This window comes from Vibrio sp. (assembly GCF_984391705.1).
In genome coordinates this window covers 181,024-198,499 of the sequence record NZ_CFHWOM010000004.1, presented here as the reverse complement: position 1 = coordinate 198,499, position 17,476 = coordinate 181,024, and the positions used below count along the sequence as shown (strand labels likewise).

General features: G+C 43.4%; 17 protein-coding genes and 1 tRNA gene. 15 read left to right on the top strand and 3 right to left on the bottom strand.

Annotated elements, in window-relative coordinates; genetic code table 11:
• The 3 genes from AC4MRV_RS05485 to AC4MRV_RS05475 all read right to left on the bottom strand — a co-directional run.
• Positions 1–524, bottom strand: a 524-nt coding sequence (locus AC4MRV_RS05485) for an alpha-ketoacid dehydrogenase subunit beta (protein ID WP_491186416.1), incomplete at its 3' end; no start/stop codon positions are given.
• Complete coding sequence (gene pdhA / locus AC4MRV_RS05480) at positions 517–1,608, bottom strand: pyruvate dehydrogenase (acetyl-transferring) E1 component subunit alpha (RefSeq protein ID WP_491186415.1); 1,092 nt, start codon at positions 1,606–1,608, stop codon at positions 517–519. The genes AC4MRV_RS05485 and pdhA, both read right to left, overlap by 8 nt.
• 441 nt (positions 1,609–2,049) lie before the next feature.
• Complete coding sequence (locus AC4MRV_RS05475; RefSeq protein ID WP_491186414.1) at positions 2,050–3,600, bottom strand: alanine/glycine:cation symporter family protein; 1,551 nt, start codon at positions 3,598–3,600, stop codon at positions 2,050–2,052.
• A 568-nt stretch (positions 3,601–4,168) separates the two neighbouring features.
• Here AC4MRV_RS05475 and AC4MRV_RS05470 point away from each other — a divergent pair.
• The 15 genes from AC4MRV_RS05470 (at position 4,169) to AC4MRV_RS05400 (ending at position 17,469) form a co-directional block, all read left to right on the top strand.
• Positions 4,169–4,708 carry a DUF3332 domain-containing protein gene (locus AC4MRV_RS05470; protein ID WP_491186413.1) on the top strand — a complete coding sequence of 180 codons (540 nt, stop codon included), beginning with the start codon at positions 4,169–4,171 and terminating at the stop codon, positions 4,706–4,708.
• Positions 4,709–4,866: 158 nt separating this feature from the next.
• On the top strand, positions 4,867–5,637 hold the full coding sequence (locus tag AC4MRV_RS05465) for an outer membrane lipoprotein-sorting protein (RefSeq protein ID WP_491186412.1): 771 nt from the start codon (positions 4,867–4,869) through the stop codon (positions 5,635–5,637).
• Positions 5,638–5,640: 3 nt separating this feature from the next.
• Entirely contained in the window at positions 5,641–6,870 is a 1,230-nt protein-coding gene (locus AC4MRV_RS05460; RefSeq protein WP_491186411.1) for an ABC transporter permease, read from the top strand.
• Positions 6,860–8,092, top strand: a complete 1,233-nt coding sequence (locus tag AC4MRV_RS05455) for an ABC transporter permease (protein ID WP_491186410.1) — start codon at positions 6,860–6,862, stop codon at positions 8,090–8,092. The genes AC4MRV_RS05460 and AC4MRV_RS05455 overlap by 11 nt, the downstream gene beginning before the upstream one ends.
• Positions 8,092–8,811 carry an ABC transporter ATP-binding protein gene (locus AC4MRV_RS05450; protein WP_491186409.1) on the top strand — a complete coding sequence of 240 codons (720 nt, stop codon included), beginning with the start codon at positions 8,092–8,094 and terminating at the stop codon, positions 8,809–8,811. The genes AC4MRV_RS05455 and AC4MRV_RS05450 overlap by 1 nt, the downstream gene beginning before the upstream one ends.
• A 1-nt stretch (position 8,812) precedes the next feature.
• On the top strand, positions 8,813–10,000 hold the full coding sequence (locus AC4MRV_RS05445) for a hypothetical protein (RefSeq protein WP_491186408.1): 1,188 nt from the start codon (positions 8,813–8,815) through the stop codon (positions 9,998–10,000).
• Between the two features lie 136 nt (positions 10,001–10,136).
• Complete coding sequence (locus AC4MRV_RS05440) at positions 10,137–11,549, top strand: transporter substrate-binding domain-containing diguanylate cyclase (protein ID WP_491186407.1); 1,413 nt, start codon at positions 10,137–10,139, stop codon at positions 11,547–11,549.
• A 120-nt stretch (positions 11,550–11,669) separates the two neighbouring features.
• Positions 11,670–11,744 (top strand) — tRNA-Gly (locus AC4MRV_RS05435).
• A 643-nt stretch (positions 11,745–12,387) separates the two neighbouring features.
• Positions 12,388–13,146 (top strand): isocitrate lyase/PEP mutase family protein, encoded by a 759-nt coding sequence (locus AC4MRV_RS05430; protein ID WP_491186406.1) that lies wholly within the window; start codon positions 12,388–12,390, stop codon positions 13,144–13,146.
• 50 nt (positions 13,147–13,196) lie between these two features.
• Positions 13,197–13,535 (top strand): hypothetical protein, encoded by a 339-nt coding sequence (locus AC4MRV_RS05425; protein WP_491186405.1) that lies wholly within the window; start codon positions 13,197–13,199, stop codon positions 13,533–13,535.
• Positions 13,536–13,570: 35 nt separating this feature from the next.
• Positions 13,571–14,188 carry an HAD family hydrolase gene (locus tag AC4MRV_RS05420; protein WP_491186404.1) on the top strand — a complete coding sequence of 206 codons (618 nt, stop codon included), beginning with the start codon at positions 13,571–13,573 and terminating at the stop codon, positions 14,186–14,188.
• A 114-nt stretch (positions 14,189–14,302) separates the two neighbouring features.
• Positions 14,303–14,626 carry a YqfO family protein gene (locus AC4MRV_RS05415; RefSeq protein ID WP_491186403.1) on the top strand — a complete coding sequence of 108 codons (324 nt, stop codon included), beginning with the start codon at positions 14,303–14,305 and terminating at the stop codon, positions 14,624–14,626.
• 172 nt (positions 14,627–14,798) lie between these two features.
• On the top strand, positions 14,799–15,470 hold the full coding sequence (locus tag AC4MRV_RS05410; protein ID WP_491186402.1) for a hypothetical protein: 672 nt from the start codon (positions 14,799–14,801) through the stop codon (positions 15,468–15,470).
• 429 nt (positions 15,471–15,899) lie between these two features.
• Positions 15,900–16,889 carry a Bug family tripartite tricarboxylate transporter substrate binding protein gene (locus AC4MRV_RS05405; protein WP_491186401.1) on the top strand — a complete coding sequence of 330 codons (990 nt, stop codon included), beginning with the start codon at positions 15,900–15,902 and terminating at the stop codon, positions 16,887–16,889.
• Positions 16,890–16,974: 85 nt separating this feature from the next.
• Positions 16,975–17,469 (top strand): tripartite tricarboxylate transporter TctB family protein, encoded by a 495-nt coding sequence (locus AC4MRV_RS05400; RefSeq protein WP_491186400.1) that lies wholly within the window; start codon positions 16,975–16,977, stop codon positions 17,467–17,469.
• The last annotated feature ends 7 nt before the right edge of the window (positions 17,470–17,476 follow it).

Sequence of the window (17,476 nt, the reverse complement as noted above, 5' to 3'; positions counted from 1 at the left end):
CGTTTGGGTTCGAAAAACATTACTGGGTCATTGCTGCGAATCGACGCTAACAACAAACCGTATGCTCGTTGGGGCGAAGAGGGAATGACGACTTTGAATCCAGGAATATGAGCGAATAGGGCTTCTACACTTTCAGAATGGTGCTCTGGGGCGTGAATACCTCCACCGAATGGAGCGCGAAAAACAGCAGGGCAGGTAAGTCGCCCTCGAGTACGATTTCTAATGCGAGCAGCATGGCACATCAAATGTTCCAATGCAGGGAAGACAAAGCCCTGAAATTGAAATTCGGCCACTGGTCGTAAACCTTGACTCGCCATACCAACAGTCACTCCACCAATTAAGGCTTCCGCTAAGGGAGAGTCAATGACTCGGCGAAGGCCAAACTTTTCTTTTAAGCCAACGGTTGCTCGGAAAACACCACCGTTATCTCCCACGTCTTCACCAAGAACAATGACATTACTGTCTTTCGCCATCTCGTGATGGAGAGCGAGGTTAACCGCTTCTACTAATGTAATTTCAGCCACGATTGCCTCCCTGCATGCGCATTACTTTGTGAATCAAGAGATCGCGTTGTTCGTTTAGCTCCGCTGGCGCGGATTCGTACAGGTAATCAAATGCGGTTTCTGGTGCTTGCGGGACTATGTTCAAATAGTTTTCTACCGCTGATTCGACCGTCTCTTTACAATACTGAAGCCAAGATTCGTCTTGCTCTTTACTCCAAGCACCAAGGTTTATTAAATGGGCTTTTAGGCGTGCAATGGGTTCATATTGCCAGGCGAGTTTCAGTTCGTCATCACTACGATAGCGGGTCGCGTCGTCTGCGGTAGTATGATCGCTAAGACGGTAGCTGATAGCTTCAATTAAGGTCGGGCCTTTGCCTTTTCTCGCTCGGTCTAACGCGGCTAAAACGACATCGTGCATTGCAACTATGTCATTACCATCTACGGTTACGCCTTGTATGCCAGCTCCCTTTGCTTTCTCCGAAAGAAAATCTGCTGCACATTGCAAACTACGTGGTACTGAGATAGCCCATTGATTGTTGTTGACGACAAACACTAATGGCAGGTTCCATGCTCCAGCACAGTTTATAGACTCTAAAAAATCCCCTTTAGAAGTAGCGCCATCACCGCATGTGACGAGTGCAGCTTGATGGTTACTTTCGATTTTAAGTGCAGAAGCGACTCCGACTGCGTGAGTACACTGCGTCGCAATAGGTACGCAGAAAGGTAAGTCTCGACTATGTTCTCCTTCGGGCGTTGAAAAATCACTGCCTCGTTCGTCACCACCCCAGTACTGGAGATTCTTCTCCATCGGTACGCCTCTCACCCACATGGCGGGCATATCTCTATAGTAGGGAATAAATACATCTTTAGCGTGCATGGCGTGTCCAATCGCCACACCATAAGCTTCCGAGCCCAAGTGGGAAGGGTAGGTACCAAGTTTACCTGTTCGCTGGAGTGCTACGGCTTTGTTGTCATAGGATCGACTCATGACCATATCTTGGTAGAACTGCGTTAGGGTAGAGGCATCTGCCCAGCTAGGTAACTGGCCAACAACTTCACCCAAATGGTCGATAAATCGCAGCATGGGTAGAGCTTGAACGTTCATCGGGATCTCCTTTTATGTTCTTGCTTAGTGGATCGCACCAAATCAAGAACAATCGTGACTTTTAGCCATGTTTCGGCATGAGTCTAGGTAGATACCTTGTGATGGTTTTTAGCTCAGGAGTTTGAAACAAATTACTAAGGAAAATTACCATCACGCTTTTTTAAACTGCTAATACACAACAATCTAGCAATGAATCTTGGTATCTACGGTTTAAGGTAAGTGTAACCAAAATGTTAAATTATGCTAAATTTGCTCTAGAATCAGCAGTAAATCAGAGTGTACATTGAGTGAGTTGTTAGCAGAAGATGTCGCTTTTAAAGCTAAACGTTCGATTGAACTAGATAGATTCGCTACTCGGTGAGTTCGTGCTAGCAAATAAATTTGAAGTGGTAGAAATAAAAACAGCAGGCTATTGCCTGCTGTTTAATGCGAATCGTGCGATTAAGATTCTGGCTGTTCAGTCAGATTTTGTTTTTGTTGTACCTTGTACACTTTACCTGCATTAAAGCGCTCTAGGTAATCTGCTAGGTCACGTTTCACTTCAGGCACAAGGATGTATAGACCTACGATGTTAACCAGTGCCATAGCGAAGATCATTGCATCTGAGAAGTCGATTACAGGACCTAGGTTCATTGCTGCACCGATAACAACAAACACACAGAATTTAACTTTGAAGATAAGCTCTGCTGTTTTGCTCTCACCAAATAGGTAAGTCCAAGCTTTCAGACCGTAGTATGACCAAGAGATCATTGTTGAGAAGGCAAATAGGACTACTGCGATAGCAAGTACATATGGGAACCAGCTAATTGCACTACCAAATGCCGCAGAAGTTAGCTCTACGCCCGCAAGACCATGGTCAGTATCAAGGTAACCCGTGATGATGATGACCAGTGCTGTCATCGTACAGATAACAACAGTATCGATGAAAGGTTCTAGTAGAGATACGAAACCTTCAGACATTGGCTCTTTGGTTTTTACTGCTGCGTGAGCAATTGCTGCTGAACCCACACCCGCTTCGTTCGAGAACGCCGCACGTTTGAAACCTTGGATAAGTACGCCGATAACACCACCTGCAATACCTTCACCAGTGAATGCACCGTGGAAGATCGCGCCGAATGCGTCATCAATCTTGTCGAAGTTAATCAGTAGGATAACAAGTGCTGCACCTACATAGATAGTTGCCATGAATGGAACAACTTTCTCTGTAACCTTCGCGATAGATTTGATGCCACCGATAATCACGATACCAACGATTACCGCAAGAATAAGACCGAATAACCAACCTTTATCTGCGAAGAATGAAGCGTCGCCACCTGTTACACCAACAACCTGCTTGAACGCTTGGTTTGCTTGGAACATGTTACCGCCGCCAAGAGAACCACCGATAGCGAACACAGAGAACAGCACTGCAAGAGTACGACCAAACGCTGCGTTGCCACGTTTAGCTAGACCTTTGCTTAGGTAGTACATTGGACCACCAGAAACGGTGCCGTCTGGGTTTGTGTTTCGATATTTAACACCAAGAGCACACTCAACGAACTTACTGGACATACCAAGTAGACCCGCAAGTATCATCCAGAATGTAGCACCAGCACCACCAATTGAGACTGCTACTGCAACACCTGCGATGTTACCCAGGCCCACAGTACCAGAAAGTGCTGTAGTCAGAGCTTGGAAGTGGGATACTTCGCCATCTTCTTTCGCTTTTGGATCAGAGAATTTACCGGAGACTAGCTGAACTGCGTGTTTGAAACCGCGAACGTTGATGAAGCCAAGGTAAAAAGTAAAGAAAAGAGCTGCAACGACCAACCAAAGAACGATCCACGGCACCTGTACGTCAGTAAAAGGGAAAGGAATTGTCGAGAAGATCATTCCTACAAATGGGTTGACGATGGGTGCTACTACTTCGTTAATCTTGTCATCCAAGTTGGAAGCCGCAGCGCTACCTGCAAATGTGCTTGCCAAAAGGGCAAGCGAGATACGCTTTGTCATGCTTTTCCTGCCTGTGCATTAAAGTTTATATGAATAATATTTATATGATGTTGTGCTTTGTTACATGTTTGTAACATCGCTTATTATTCATTTTATAAATGAGATCGCAACATCTTTGTCGGAAAACATGACTTAGAAAACAGTTCTGATATTCGCTAACTTAGTAACGTATTTTTGGACTTTTCGTCTTAATTTCTATTAAAAGCTGGGATTAATAGCTAATTCATTACTGTTGATATAACGTTTAATTTTTAACATTCTCACGGATGATAAAACTATCTGTTTATAAATTGAGCAGTCATCAATGACGTAAGAAAAGAGATAATTAGTGATTTGTATTATACAAATAAGCGCCTGAGTGCGTATGCGGTTTTTTTGAACACGAATCACAAAGCGTTGTGATTTAGTAAAAGACTTGTCACAACTTGTAGTGTGCTGAGTAAGAATTATCCTATAAAAAACAGAGTCTTAACACAGTTAAATTTGTGTCAAATATGGTTGGGGGGAGATTGCTTAAAAAAAATTCAGGAGTAGGATGCCCGCCATCTCAAAACAGTGGTGGTAAAACATGAAATCAAATGCACTAAAAATCGCAATCGTAGCTGGCCTTGGTCTATCTTCTCTTACTGGTTGTATGGGGCAAATGGCGACAACAGGTATGGTATCTAAATTCAATCTTGAAGTTGTAGATAACCGTTATGGTCGTGAAGGTATGTTCCTTCTACTATCTCCTGTTTACGGTATTGCTGGTGCAGCTGACCTTTTCATTTTCAACGCAATTGAATTCTGGACAGGCAAAAACCCAATCACAGGTAAATCACCTGCAGTAGTTGATACGCCAACAAAGAACTACATCAAAGTTAACGAGCACTTGGATAGCACACTAACAACCGTGCCACTATCTAATAACTCGAACATCGAGCAAGCAACGATGCAACAAATTGATGAGAACACGATGCAAATGGACATTTCGTACATTGACGGTACGACAAAAGTACTTCGTGGCGAGAAAGCTGAAGATAGCGTTGCGTTCTACCTGAATGACCAACACGTTGCGACAGTGTCAAATGAAGAGCTGAACAACTATGTTGCTGCTGCAAACATCTAATTGATTGCATCACGTAACTGAGCCTCTACCTTGTGTAGGGGCTTTTTTTTGCATGCAATAAAGTGGGGCATCTAACGTTCGATTTTTAGCCTGTTTCTCATATTTACTTTCACTTAGCGGGTATTATTGAGCTACAACTTGATTGGCTAGGAAGCCTTATGCCTAAACTACTCCAACGCTTTTTGTCCCTGTTTTGTACTTTTCTTCCTTCCTTGGTGTTTGCCTCTTCTGTAACGAATCTTAATGCTACTCAATTAGTGTCCTTATCTGATAAAGCGATGAGAGGAGAGTCTAGTTACACCGAGTCCACCATGAAAATTGTTCGCCCGGATTGGCAGCGCTCCATGAGTATGAAAAGCTGGACGAAAGGAACGGAGCTCTCGATGGTGTTGGTAACGGCACCTGCAAAGGACAAAGGGAGTGCTTCTCTTAAACGCCAGCGAGAAATGTGGAATTGGGTGCCTACAATAGAACGAGTGATCAAAATTGCGCCATCAATGCTTAGCCAATCTTGGATGGGATCTGATTTTACTAACGATGATTTGATTAACCAATCTTCCATCGTTGTTGACTATCAACACTCGGTAGTTCGAGAAGATCGTTTTGACGAGGATGAAGTATGGGTTATTGATGCAGTAGCGAAGCCGGATGCGCCAGTGGTTTGGACGAAAGTAACGCTTTGGATCTCGAAACAAACTCACTTACAACGCAAGGTGGAGTTCTATGATGAGTTTGAGGATTTGGTCAATGTTATGGAAACGTTTGATATCAAGGATATGGGCGGTCGCTTTTTACCTACTCGCATGGAAATGTCACCAGTGGATAAAGAAGGGCACAAAACCGTTTTAACGACTCACAAGGCTCAGTTCGATTTTGCTATTGATGATGATTTCTTTTCGCTTAGTCAAATGAAAGCGCTAAGGGAATAATCGATGTTAGTCAAACTCGCTTGGCGAAATCTCTGGCGACAAAAGCGAAGGACTCTGCTGACTGCTTCGGCATTAGCATTGGCGTTGTTCTTGTCGCTGATGACTCGAAGTTTTCAAGAAGGAAGCTATAGCTCAAACATTGAAAATGCGGCTCGCTTCTATACTGGTCTGATACAACTACAGCATCATGAGTTTTATACCTCGCAAAGCATTGATGATGTGATGCCACAGGATAATGATTTCATCGATTTTGCGGCAAATCATCCAAATGTGACTCGCGTGCTACCTAGAATCGAATCGGTCGCCTTAGCTGCTGCAGATGAACGTTCTAAAGGTGTACTAGTTCTAGGAATCGAACCAGAAAAAGAAGACGCTTACTCCAACGTCAGCGCCAAAATAAGTGAAGGTAGTTTTTTTTCTTCGAGTGGAACATCTGTTGTGGTTAGTGAAGGGGTATCAGACTATCTAGGGGTGAAGGTAGGGGATGAACTTATTCTGTATGGGCAAGGTTACCGAGGACAAACGGCAGCAGGCTTATACACCATTTCTGGAGTAATTCGTTTCCCATTACAACAACTGAATAGCCAACTCGTTTACATGCCTTTAGCGGAGGCCCAAAAGCTCTATTCGACCCCAAGTTTAGTGACCAACTGGGTACTTGATGTCAATAATTTAAAGCATCTAGACCAAACGGTTTTAGAGCTGCGCAAACACTACTCTCCGGAATCCGCTGTTAAAGATTGGCGAGAGCTTTCCCCTGAGCTTGCTCAGCAAATTCTTATGGATAAAGCGGGCGGCATCTTTTTAGTTTACGTCTTGTACGGAATTGTCGGCTTTGGGCTATTTGCCACTATTTTGATGATGACGTTAGAGCGACAACGAGAGTTTGCCGTAATGCTCGCCACAGGGATGTTACGCTCAAAGCTGTCGGCTCTATTGCTAATGGAATCTGCGTTTATCGCTATGATTGGTGTTATCGGCGGTATCGTACTCAGTGTGCCAGTGATGAGCTATTTTTATCTCAATCCTCTAGAGCTTACGGGCGATGCTGCCGAGCTTATGCTTGAGTCAGGGTTTGAACCTATCATCCCCATTTCAACGGATCCTCAATTAGTTCTCGATCAAGTCATCATTGTGTTGACTATGATGTGTTTGTGCTTGATTTATCCGTTTGTTCGAGTAGCTCGTTTGAATGTATCTCGTGCGCTAAAAGGAGGAGCCCATGCTCGTTAAACTTGCCTGGCGAAATCTTTGGCGCAACAAATTACGTACCTCAATCATTATAGGAGCGATGATATTCGGCTTAACGGGGGTTATTGCCATGATGGGCTTCATGACGGGTTTCGTAGACAGTCTAGTGAGCAATGCGATTCGCTGGCAAACAAGTCATATCCAAGTTCATAATAAAGCCTATCTTCTCAACCCGGACATCTCCGCTCAGATCCCCGCGGCTAATGAGCTAATTAATGAAATACGGCAAATACCATCCGTAGATGTTGTCTCTGAGCGATTTCTTGTCGACGGAATGGTTGCTTCGTCGCGCAGTAACCGAGCGGTGCGCTTTAATGGTGTGGAACTTGATAGCGAAGCGAAAATCACGCCGCTAAGCCAGCACATCACAAAAGGGGAATGGCTAGACCAACAAGGCGGAAACCCTATTTTGGTATCGGAAAAACTAGCAGAGCGCCTTAATCTTAGAGTGGGCTCTAAAGTCGTGCTCACATTTACTGATGCTAATGGCCAAGTAGCGGGAGCCGCGTATCGAGTGAGGGGCCTATTTAAGACGCCATCCACGACATTTGATGATCGCAATGTGTTTGTCAGAAAGGCTGATTTACAACGCACTGCGCAAATGGAAGGAGTACATGAAATTGCGGTGTTGCTCAAAGATGCCTCTGAGATAAGAAATACCATTGAGCAGTTGAACGATATGGTGAGCAAAGCTCCTTGGCAGGGTGTCGTTACTGTCAGAGACTGGCAGAAAATTCAGCCTATGCTTGCCACGATGATGAGTACTATGGATGTCAGTAACCAAGTCATTCTTATCATATTCGTGATCGCAATGATGTTCGGCATCATCAATATTATGTTGATGTCTGTTTATGAACGAACTCAAGAATTCGGTGTGTTAATGGCCGTGGGTATGCAGAAACACAAGATATTTGTCTTGCTCATACTTGAAACTTCAATGCTAGGGGCTGCGGGAGCGCTACTCGGTATATTTTTAAGTAGTGTCATTATAAAAGCGCTTAACCATTTTGGTATCTCGTTAGCGGCAATGTCTGATGGGCTCGGCGCTTATGGCGTTGATACTTTGCTACGGCCTCGGGTGTCACTAGAAGAATATGTGATGGTGCTATTTATTGTGGTTGCGGCTAGCTTTATAGCCGCGATATATCCAGCGAGGCAGATTTTGAAGCAGCGGCCAGTCGATGCTATGGCGGAGAAACGTTAATGACGATTAAACTCACTCAACTAAGCAAAATATATAATCAAGAGACGGATTACCCAGTTCACGCAGTGCAAAGCGTTGACCTTGAAATAAAACAGGGTGAATTTGTCGCTGTGATGGGGCCATCTGGCTCGGGAAAAACCACATTGCTGAATTTGATCGGTGGGATTGATACTCCGACATCTGGCTCAGTCTTCATAGATGAATGCGACATTTGCCAGCTGTCCGAAAAAGCACTAATTGCGTTCCGGCGCGACAACATTGGCTTTATATTCCAAGACTACAGTTTACTTCCTGTTTTAACGGCATTAGAGAATGTTGAATTCGTTATGCAGTTACAAGGTCACAGTGAGCAAGAGTGCCGAGAGCGAGCGTTGAGTTTGCTCGATCAAGTTGGGCTTAGCGAGCAAAAAGACAAAATTCCCAGCAAGATGTCGGGTGGTCAACAACAGCGTGTTGCAGTTGCACGAGCGCTCGCGCCAAGCCCTAGGTTCGTTATGGCGGATGAACCCACGGCAAACCTCGACGCGCAAAGCACTGCTGAGCTGCTAGATATAATGCAAAGGCTTAATCAGCAAGAGGGAACGACGTTTATCTTCTCAACTCATGATCCGAGAGTCATCAAGCGAGCTAAGCGTGTTATCGTATTTGAAGATGGCAAGCTTACTAAAGATATTTACTCTGGAGGCAGCGTCGATATCGCTGTGAGTGAAGGGGCTTAGAGTGAGGTTGCGTTCGTTAGGTATCATGTCAGTCATAATGATCTGCGCGCTGTGGAACGCTCCTCAATATGCTCAAATTCCTGGCCTAACCTCACAAAGCCCATGGGATATGGGTGGCTACGTGAAATACATGGCGACCTATTCCTACCCGAAAGAAGGTAAGGATAATCTAGACCATTTACTTCATCAACGATTCAATCTTGAGTACCGTTTCGACAGTGGCGTGAGCATTAATCTGGGGTTGCGAAACCGAGTGTTAATGGGTGATAGCTTAGACTTACCTTATTACAGTCAGTATATTGAGAGGGATAGTGGCTACTGGGATATGAGTCGAAACCTAGTCGAGAATGACTCCGTAATCGTCAATAGCCAGTTGGATAGATTATTCGTTGATTGGCAGAATGATCAATGGAAAGCGCGAGTTGGTCGTTTTCGGATCAATTGGGCAATGAATACGGTGTGGAATCCAAACGATTTGTTTAATGCCTATTCGATTTATGATTTTGACTATGAAGAGAGGGCTGGCTCTGACGCAATATTGGTGGGGCGACAGATAGGTTTTGCTGGTGGTGTTGAAGCTGCGTTCAGCCCTAGCAGAGATAGCGAACTCAATAGTGCCGCAGCGCGATATTATGGAAATATGCGGAGCTGGGACTATCAATTGATCATCGGAAAATCATTATCGGATCATGTCATCGGCGCTGGTTTTGCCACAGACGTATTAGGGGCAGGTTTAAGAGCAGAGTTAACCTGGTTTGATCCCACTGATAGTCAACTTACTTTGGAACAACAGAATCAGATGCTAGTGGCCAGCAGCGAAGTAGATTACAGCTTTGGAGGGGTACGTAGTTGGCTGATGAGAGTGGCTTGGCTTTATATCGACAACCCAATCGATATAGCTAATGCAAAAAGTTATCTTGGCTTACCTCTTTCTGCAAAAACTCTGAGCTTTACTTCCCACACGACTTATCTCGATCTCAGTTTTGATTTGACGCCGTTGAATCGAATGACTCTATCTTCTAGTTACTACCAAGATAATTCTTATTTTATTGGGGTTTCGAATAGCTACTCTTTGGCCAATGATTGGCAATTTCTGACGGTGCTTCAACACTTTGGTGGCAGAACAAAAAGCCTGTTTGGTGTGAATCCGACGACAATGATCTTTATGAACCTTAAGTGGAGTTATTAGCTGCTCTTTTAGATTGGGAGTAGCATCGTCGAGGGGGGCAAAATCGGGGTTTTCCAAATTGCGATTGGTATTTCTACAACTTTAGCATTAGGTTTGGTCTAGTATTTACATTAGTGTAAATAACGTATTTCTGATTATGGATTGGGTCCGACAAACTTCGCCTGTTAAATGGTTACTGCTAGCTCGAGCTTTTTTATGTCTGTGCGGCGCGATCACGTTTGTCGCAGCGTTTAGCCTTCCGCAGGTAAATGCAACAGAATCCACGCTTAAAGTGGCAAACTCTAAAGCATGGAAGCCATTTTCATATCTAGATGAACACAATCAACCAGCAGGCATCTTAATCGATTTTTGGAGAGAGTATGCAGCGCGTAACCAAGTGGAGGTTGAGTTTGTATTGCTCGATTGGAATGAGTCGATTGTCGCGGTAAGAGAGGGGCAAGCCGATGTTCATGCAGGGTTGATGTGGTCGAAGCCAAGAGAAGAGTTCTTTGACTACGGAGAGCCGCTATTCACAATCGAAACGCAGCTATATTACAGCCAAGAAGCGCTATCGGTAGATGTAAATACGGTTCTAGAAGGGGGTACGCAAGACTTGGTAGGTGTGGTAGAGGGCGGATATGAAGAGCATTACGCTCGGACTGAGTTCCCACAAGCAAACCTTAAACTGTATGCTAATAACCAAAAAATGATTGAAGGGGCCTTCTCTGGTGAGGTAAATGCGTTTATCGCAGATTTGCACGTAGCTAATTTCTATCTTTATTCTACTTCTCATCCGACAAAATTTGTTCCAGTGAAGTTTCTCTACTCCGGTGATATTTTTCCTGCTGTAGCAGAGGGAAATAGCGCGTTAATTGAGAGCGTTGATGCTGGTTTTAACAAGCTTTCGAATGATGAGCGAACTAACATCCTTAATCGCTGGATTCATGTTGAGACGGTTTACCCAAACTTCTTTACTCCTTTGGCAATTGGTGCTGTTTCGTTAGCTGTGTTGCTTTACATCGTTTTGCTCCGACGCACTGTTAAAGCGCGAACCATCGAATTAGAGCGGGCAAACCAACAATTGACAACTCTTTCATTGACAGACGAGCTTACTCAAATTCATAATCGGCGCTATTTCATGGAGCGGTTGAAAGAGATTAAACCTCAAAACCGTCCTATTGCCGTGATGGTTTTCGATATCGATGATTTTAAAGCGATTAATGATACCTGGGGACATGCAGTTGGTGATGAAGTGATTCGACTTGTAGCAGATGCGGCGAAAGAAAGTTTGGGTCCAGATATTCTAATGGCGCGAGTAGGGGGAGAAGAGTTTGCTTTGTTGGCGTTTGATTTGGACTATTGTGAAGCTCATGATCAAGCGGAATCTCTTTGTGCCGCAGTAAGTGCCATAAAGTTGGATACAGAGGCTATTGCCAAGGTGTCAGTTAGCTTAGGCTGCGCTTATTATCAAAGCCCAGATTCGGTACTGGATTTGATTGCAGCAGATCGTCTTATGTACCAAGCCAAAACCTGGGGTAAAAATAGAGCGGTATCGGAGATTGTAGATTGACCAAAAAGGCGACAAATATGAATCTATGTGGCTATCTATTCATCACTTGAACGAAAACTAAGAAAAAACGCTTTTCTTTTCAGTTAGATCTGGCATATTAGAACACGTCCAGACGACAAAGCGTACTTCGTATAATGGCTATTACCTCAGCCTTCCAAGCTGATGATGCGGGTTCGATTCCCGCAGTACGCTCCAATACTCTTCAGTAATTTCAAAGATTTACATCAATTTTAAGCAATTCCAATTAGCACTGATACGACAAAGTGTCACGATGTGTATTTTTCAAAATCGTAATTCTATCTAGTATTCTCGTTTTTTGCTTTTCTCTCAATAAGTTATTTAGATACCTGTAGAACGTGGCTTCTTTGCGTGACGTTTACTTTGGTAAGCCTATCCAATTACCAAAGATCGCTTTAACTCTCTGTTCTCTGTTCTCTGTTCTCTGTTCTCTGTTCTCTGTTCTCTGTTCTATGTCTTTCCGACACTCGAATCCGCTTATGTGTTCACTTCCTTCTTTACCATTTTAGTTACGCTTTTTATATCCAATGGGTTTTCTATTGGAAATAGTGTGACACCTTGCAACCTTATCTGGTTTGGTTATCCTAACTTATTGATTGTTAATTGAACTAGTCCTCAAAAGGAAGCATTATGAGAGAGTAGCAGGGAAGGTTATGAGAGCTAAAAGAAGGTGTACTTCGAGAGCTTCAAGAGGTGCTAGGTAACCGACAGTTGAAGTCCCAAATTCACGTTCAGTTCCGAAATTGGCGAACCCTATGACACGTCCATTGCTAGTATCTGTCTGAAATCGCTAGTTAAGAACTATATAGGAGTATCAGACATGTTTAAAAGTATGCACTACGCGGAAGAGCCACTCGTTATTTGTAATGTTTGGGATGCAACGAGTGCGAAGATCGCAGAGAAGATTGGTTTTAAAGCCATTGGAACTTCTAGTGCAGCAATTGCGCATAACCTTGGAAAGGATGATGGAGAAAACATCCAGTTTGAAGACTTACTGCTAATTGTAAAAGCAATCAAAAGGATAACAACTCTGCCATTGACTGTTGATATTGAGTCGGGTTTCGGGGATATGCCGGAGGTTATCGCCAAGAACATTATTGAATTGGTCAACCTAGGTGTTGTTGGCATAAATATAGAAGACAGTGTTTTGGTCCAAGGTCAAAGACGGTTGACTGACAGTGCCTCATTTTCAAATATGTTAAGCAAAGTTAGACACCAGTTAATCGAAGCCGATGTAGAAGTGTTCATCAATGTGAGGAGTGATGCTTTCTTGCTAGCTGTTGACGATCCAGTCGCGGTAAGTATCGAGAGAATTAGTCGTTACCAACAATCTGGTGCTGATGGGATTTTTTTACCATGTATTAGGAACATTGGTGATATTAGAGCGGTTGTGACAAGTACGCCTTTGCCTGTCAATGTCATGTGCGTTCCAGAGTTACCTAGCTTTTCCGAACTGAAAGATTTGGGTGTTAAACGCATAAGCATGGGCAATTTTGTGCATGAAGCAATGCTCGCTTCACTCTCTTCTAGCTTGATGTCTATTAAGCAAGATCAGACTTTTCAAGCTTTGTTTGTATAGTATGTAAAGGTCCTTTGGGCTTGATATCAATGTATCTATAAGGAGGTAAGATGTTAAGAATCTTAGTATTTTCTCTTGTGGTGAATGGGCTCATCGCTCTTATTCTTCATATAAGTGAGCTGCTTTTTTCAATTCCAAAATTGAATTTCATAAGTGACTACTTCTTTTACTCTTTATTGATTCAATGGAGCCTTAGCGGACTTTTTCTCATTACCAAGTCAGGTAAGGATTCTTATCTGCGGCATAGTCCTCACAGTGCGACTCGGGTTGCGGCATCAATGGTTAATGAACCTCAACTGGACGAAAGCCAATCAAACTTTGATGTAGGTGTCAGTATGTTACTGTTTCTATCTGGTTTGTTCAGTTTGTTTGTCTGCATAGTGTTGTAATACATAACGAGGCGTTGCCCGAAAGGAGAAAATAAATGGCTTCAGGAAGTATCAAAAATGTAGTCTTTGACGTTGGAAACGTCATTGTTCGTTGGGCACCTATAGAAATAGTTAGGCTCACTTTTGGCGAGGGAAAGGAATCAGAAGAACTGGCGAGGTCAATCTTTCAGTCAGAAACTTGGCTAGATTTAAATAAGGGCTTTATTTCTGAATCTAACGCCAAGGCTCAGTATCAACAGTCGCTAGGCTTGTCCGAATTAGAATGCGAACGCTTATTCTACTATGTCAAACAAACTCAGGTCCTTATTTATGGCTCAGTAGACCTTATTAAGCGTGTTAAGTCAGCAGGTTACAATGTTTTTGCTCTAACTGACAATGTTCATGAAATCGTCGCTTATTTGAAGTCAGAATATACGTTTTGGGATTTGTTTGAAGGGGCAACAGTATCGGCGGAAGTAGGGTTACTCAAACCTCAAGCTGAAATCTATCATTCGCTAGTTTCTCTGCATGAGTTAGCCCCTTCGGAAACCGTATTTATTGATGACATGCCGCATAATATTGAAGGTGCAAAGGCTGCTGGTCTATCAGGGATCTTGTTTGTTAACGCAGCGCAATGTGAAGAAGAGTTAAAATTGCTGGGTTTGTCTTTCTAAACGATCAGAATTTAAAATAGCGGCGTCTTTTAGAGGATGAATAACGCTCGGTAGCCTAGCTCAAAAATCGAGTTTGGTGTTAACAGTGATCAGTCAATGGAGCTAAGAAGTTAGATGTACAAACTAGAAGTTTTCTGTAAACCAGAGCAGAAAGAATTGGTGCTCAGCACTTTACATGAGTCGGGGGTTGATAGAATCGGCAACTATGATCATTGCTGGGCAATTGGCTCTGTGACAGGCTCCCATCGAGCTTTAGATGGAGCTAACCCTGTATTCGGCGAACAAGGAAAAGTAGAAAATTACGCTTTGTTAAAAGTGGAAATCAACGTCGCAAAGGAGCAAGTGAAGCCCATCGTTGAGCAATTGAGAGTATCTTTAGGGTGGGAAGAACCTATGGTCAATGTATTCAAAGTGTATAACGCTGATTTTGATCTTTAGCGATGATACGGTGATAGGCAGATCTCCCAGCGAGTTGAGTATGCAGTGTTCGTATTACCTATTGTATTTGACAACTGGTCTACTGTGTTTGTGAATTCAGGGGGATATAGAACTACTGCGCTCTCTTTCTGATATGATTGCTCCACCTTTTATAGAATTACTCAATGTCGGAATGAAGAAACTATTACTTGATAGCATCTATTTTATTCAATCCCATCGCGGACCGATTTTTCAGATTGTTGGCCCGTTCTTTATAGCCATGTCGGTGTTCGGAGCTTACATCAATGCATCTGAGCCAGACAACGCTTGGATATTTACGATTTATCTGGCGTTGTTCGCGTTTGGACAAGCGTTTTACATGTGTCGCCTTATCAAGTACATGGCTTCTGTTGTAACAGGTAATGAGGCAAATCTTTCTGTCTCATTGAATGAATGGGCCCGTCTTTTTGCTGTTCATGTGTTGTATGGTATTGCAGTGTTGATTGGTATTATGGCGCTGATCATTCCTGGCGTGTTCCTGTCTGCTCGTTATGGTTTTGCTGAGTTTGAAGCAGTACTGAATGAACGTTCCCCGTTTGAAGCGATGAGTAGTAGTTGGACTCAAACGAAAGAGTTCACGACAACATTGATGTTAGGTGTTGTCGTTATCGGTGGGGGCGGCTTAATGTTTGATTTGCTTTTAACTGGCAGCACTGAAGTCACCAACGGTTTTGCGCTAGTCTCAGGTTTTTTCGCTGAGTTAGTATCAGCCTTTGTCGTTGTTTTAATGTCAGTTTTCTTCTTTAGAGTTTACGTCTCTAGCCTTGATTTTAGCGGTACTGCTAAATCTGATTCTGAGCAGTAACTCGCTTTCAAAGTGGCTCGAATAATGGTGTTCGAGCCACTTCCTCATACTTTCCACGGCAGTATTCCTCTGCAATTGAATCTTTTCCTTTCATCTCCTCTGTCATAGTTGGATATGTCTCTCGATGGGCTATTTACATGAGGTCTTCGCTTTAGACCCTTACGGTTTTAATCAGCCCCGAGGTATGTCTTGTGGTTGCAACTATTCGTTTGTATTTGATTAAAGTTATTTAAATTCAATATGTTATGTTTTGGTTTTTATTAAAGTCCATTAACGCCATAACCTACATTAAACAACTAATTTATAAGGTGACGTATCACATAACCTCTTGACTGTTCATTCAATAATAACCCTATCAATTAGGGCAGATTATTGACTTATCTGCCTCTGGTTGAAATCAAAATAACATAACCATAATAGGTATATAGAATGAACATGAAACTAAAGAGCTTGATGATTGGAGCTGCAATGACCTCGATTGCCGTTCTTCCATTAACTAGTGTCGCAGGCCAAGACTACCCGCCTAAGACTCTTTCGTTTGTCGCTCCTTCTGGTGCTGGCGGTGGTTGGGATTTAACTATCCGTACTGTTGCTAAAACGTTGAAAGATACTGGGCTTGTAGAAGCTAACATGCCAATCACCAACCGCCCTGGTGGTGGTGGTGCGGTTAACTTGGCTTACATGCAAACACAGAAGGGTAGTGACAAGCTTATCTCAGTTTACTCTCCACCAATTTTGTTGACGAACCTAACTGGCTCAAGCAAATACAGTTACGAAGATACCACTCCTCTTGCTCGCCTAATTACCGATTACGGCGCATTCGTTGTCTCTAAAGACTCTAAATACACCTCTATCAACGAGGTAATGGAAGCGCTTAAGAAGGATCCTAAATCTGTAAAAGTTGGCGGCACTTCGGCGGCAGGCAGTATGGACCACATCCAGTTCCTATTGATCGCGAAAGCAGCGGGTGTCCCAAACCTAAACCAAATTGATTACATCTCGTTTCAAGACGGCGGTGCGGTGGCTCAAGTACTGGGTGGACACGTTGACCTCATTTCGACCGGTCTTGGCGATGTGGCGCAGTTAGTTGAAAGTGGCAATCTTCGCGCATTAGCACAGACAGCATCTAAGCGTGTGGGTGAAGGTGAAGTAGCTAAAATCCCAACAGTAAGAGAGCAGGGCATCGATGCAACGTTCGAAAACTGGCGTGGTTTATTTGCTCCGAAAGATATGCCTGAGTACGCGGTAACTTACTGGAACACGACGCTAAAAGAAATGGTTGAGACACCAGAGTGGGCAGAAGCTCGTAAGCGTAACGGTTGGGATGCTGCATACCAAAATGGTGAGGATTTCACTAAGTTCCTTGCTCAAACTAATGAGCAGTACAAAGACATTCTCGCAGAAATCTTTAAACGCTAACGTTCCCTGTTAGTTGGTTAGGGCGTGTCAAAACGCTCTAACCTCCTATGACCAAGTTTCTCTCTCGGTTCGAAAAGGATTCAAAATGGAAAATAAAAAAGTTAGTCCAAACTGGGATGCATTTACCGGCATATTCAGCATCGCTTTTGGTCTTATTTATGGTGGTATGACATATGCAATGCCTAGGGCAGCATTTGGAAATCCATTAGATCCCATCTACTTCCCAATGGGAGTAGCCGTACTGGCCATTATTGTTGGCGGTATCTTACTCGCAAAAAGCAACATCAAAGCGTCGATTCAAGCTTACGTTGACCTCATCAATGAAGATGAAACCAAGAAGTTTGACCGTAAACGTATCTTATATACGTGTCTTGTTTCAATCGGTTACGCATTGTTGTTCGACACGCTTGGCTACGTTATTAGCACCTTCTTTTTCCTATTCGCGATGCTTACGATTACCAGTGGCATTCAGGAATGGAAGAAGAGTGCACTGGTAGCTGTTGCATTCTCGGTTAGTGTGTTCTTTATCTTTAACACTCTGCTGGCCATTAGTCTTCCACCACTACCTTTTATGGGTTAAGGCTCTT

Bases quoted from the DNA above. Each gene is read 5' to 3' on its own strand.
- pdhA (WP_491186415.1), bottom strand. From the start codon at position 1,608: ATGAACGTTCAAGCTCTACCCATGCTGCGATTTATCGACCATTTGGGT.
- AC4MRV_RS05410 (WP_491186402.1), top strand. From the start codon at position 14,799: ATGAAGAAACTATTACTTGATAGCATCTATTTTATTCAATCCCATCGC.
- AC4MRV_RS05420 (WP_491186404.1), top strand. From the start codon at position 13,571: ATGGCTTCAGGAAGTATCAAAAATGTAGTCTTTGACGTTGGAAACGTC.
- AC4MRV_RS05465 (WP_491186412.1), top strand. From the start codon at position 4,867: ATGCCTAAACTACTCCAACGCTTTTTGTCCCTGTTTTGTACTTTTCTT.
- AC4MRV_RS05470 (WP_491186413.1), top strand. From the start codon at position 4,169: ATGAAATCAAATGCACTAAAAATCGCAATCGTAGCTGGCCTTGGTCTA.
- AC4MRV_RS05430 (WP_491186406.1), top strand. From the start codon at position 12,388: ATGTTTAAAAGTATGCACTACGCGGAAGAGCCACTCGTTATTTGTAAT.
- AC4MRV_RS05450 (WP_491186409.1), top strand. From the start codon at position 8,092: ATGACGATTAAACTCACTCAACTAAGCAAAATATATAATCAAGAGACG.
- AC4MRV_RS05460 (WP_491186411.1), top strand. From the start codon at position 5,641: ATGTTAGTCAAACTCGCTTGGCGAAATCTCTGGCGACAAAAGCGAAGG.
- AC4MRV_RS05455 (WP_491186410.1), top strand. From the start codon at position 6,860: ATGCTCGTTAAACTTGCCTGGCGAAATCTTTGGCGCAACAAATTACGT.
- AC4MRV_RS05425 (WP_491186405.1), top strand. From the start codon at position 13,197: ATGTTAAGAATCTTAGTATTTTCTCTTGTGGTGAATGGGCTCATCGCT.
- AC4MRV_RS05400 (WP_491186400.1), top strand. From the start codon at position 16,975: ATGGAAAATAAAAAAGTTAGTCCAAACTGGGATGCATTTACCGGCATA.
- AC4MRV_RS05415 (WP_491186403.1), top strand. From the start codon at position 14,303: ATGTACAAACTAGAAGTTTTCTGTAAACCAGAGCAGAAAGAATTGGTG.
- AC4MRV_RS05405 (WP_491186401.1), top strand. From the start codon at position 15,900: ATGAACATGAAACTAAAGAGCTTGATGATTGGAGCTGCAATGACCTCG.
- AC4MRV_RS05440 (WP_491186407.1), top strand. From the start codon at position 10,137: ATGGATTGGGTCCGACAAACTTCGCCTGTTAAATGGTTACTGCTAGCT.
- AC4MRV_RS05475 (WP_491186414.1), bottom strand. From the start codon at position 3,600: ATGACAAAGCGTATCTCGCTTGCCCTTTTGGCAAGCACATTTGCAGGT.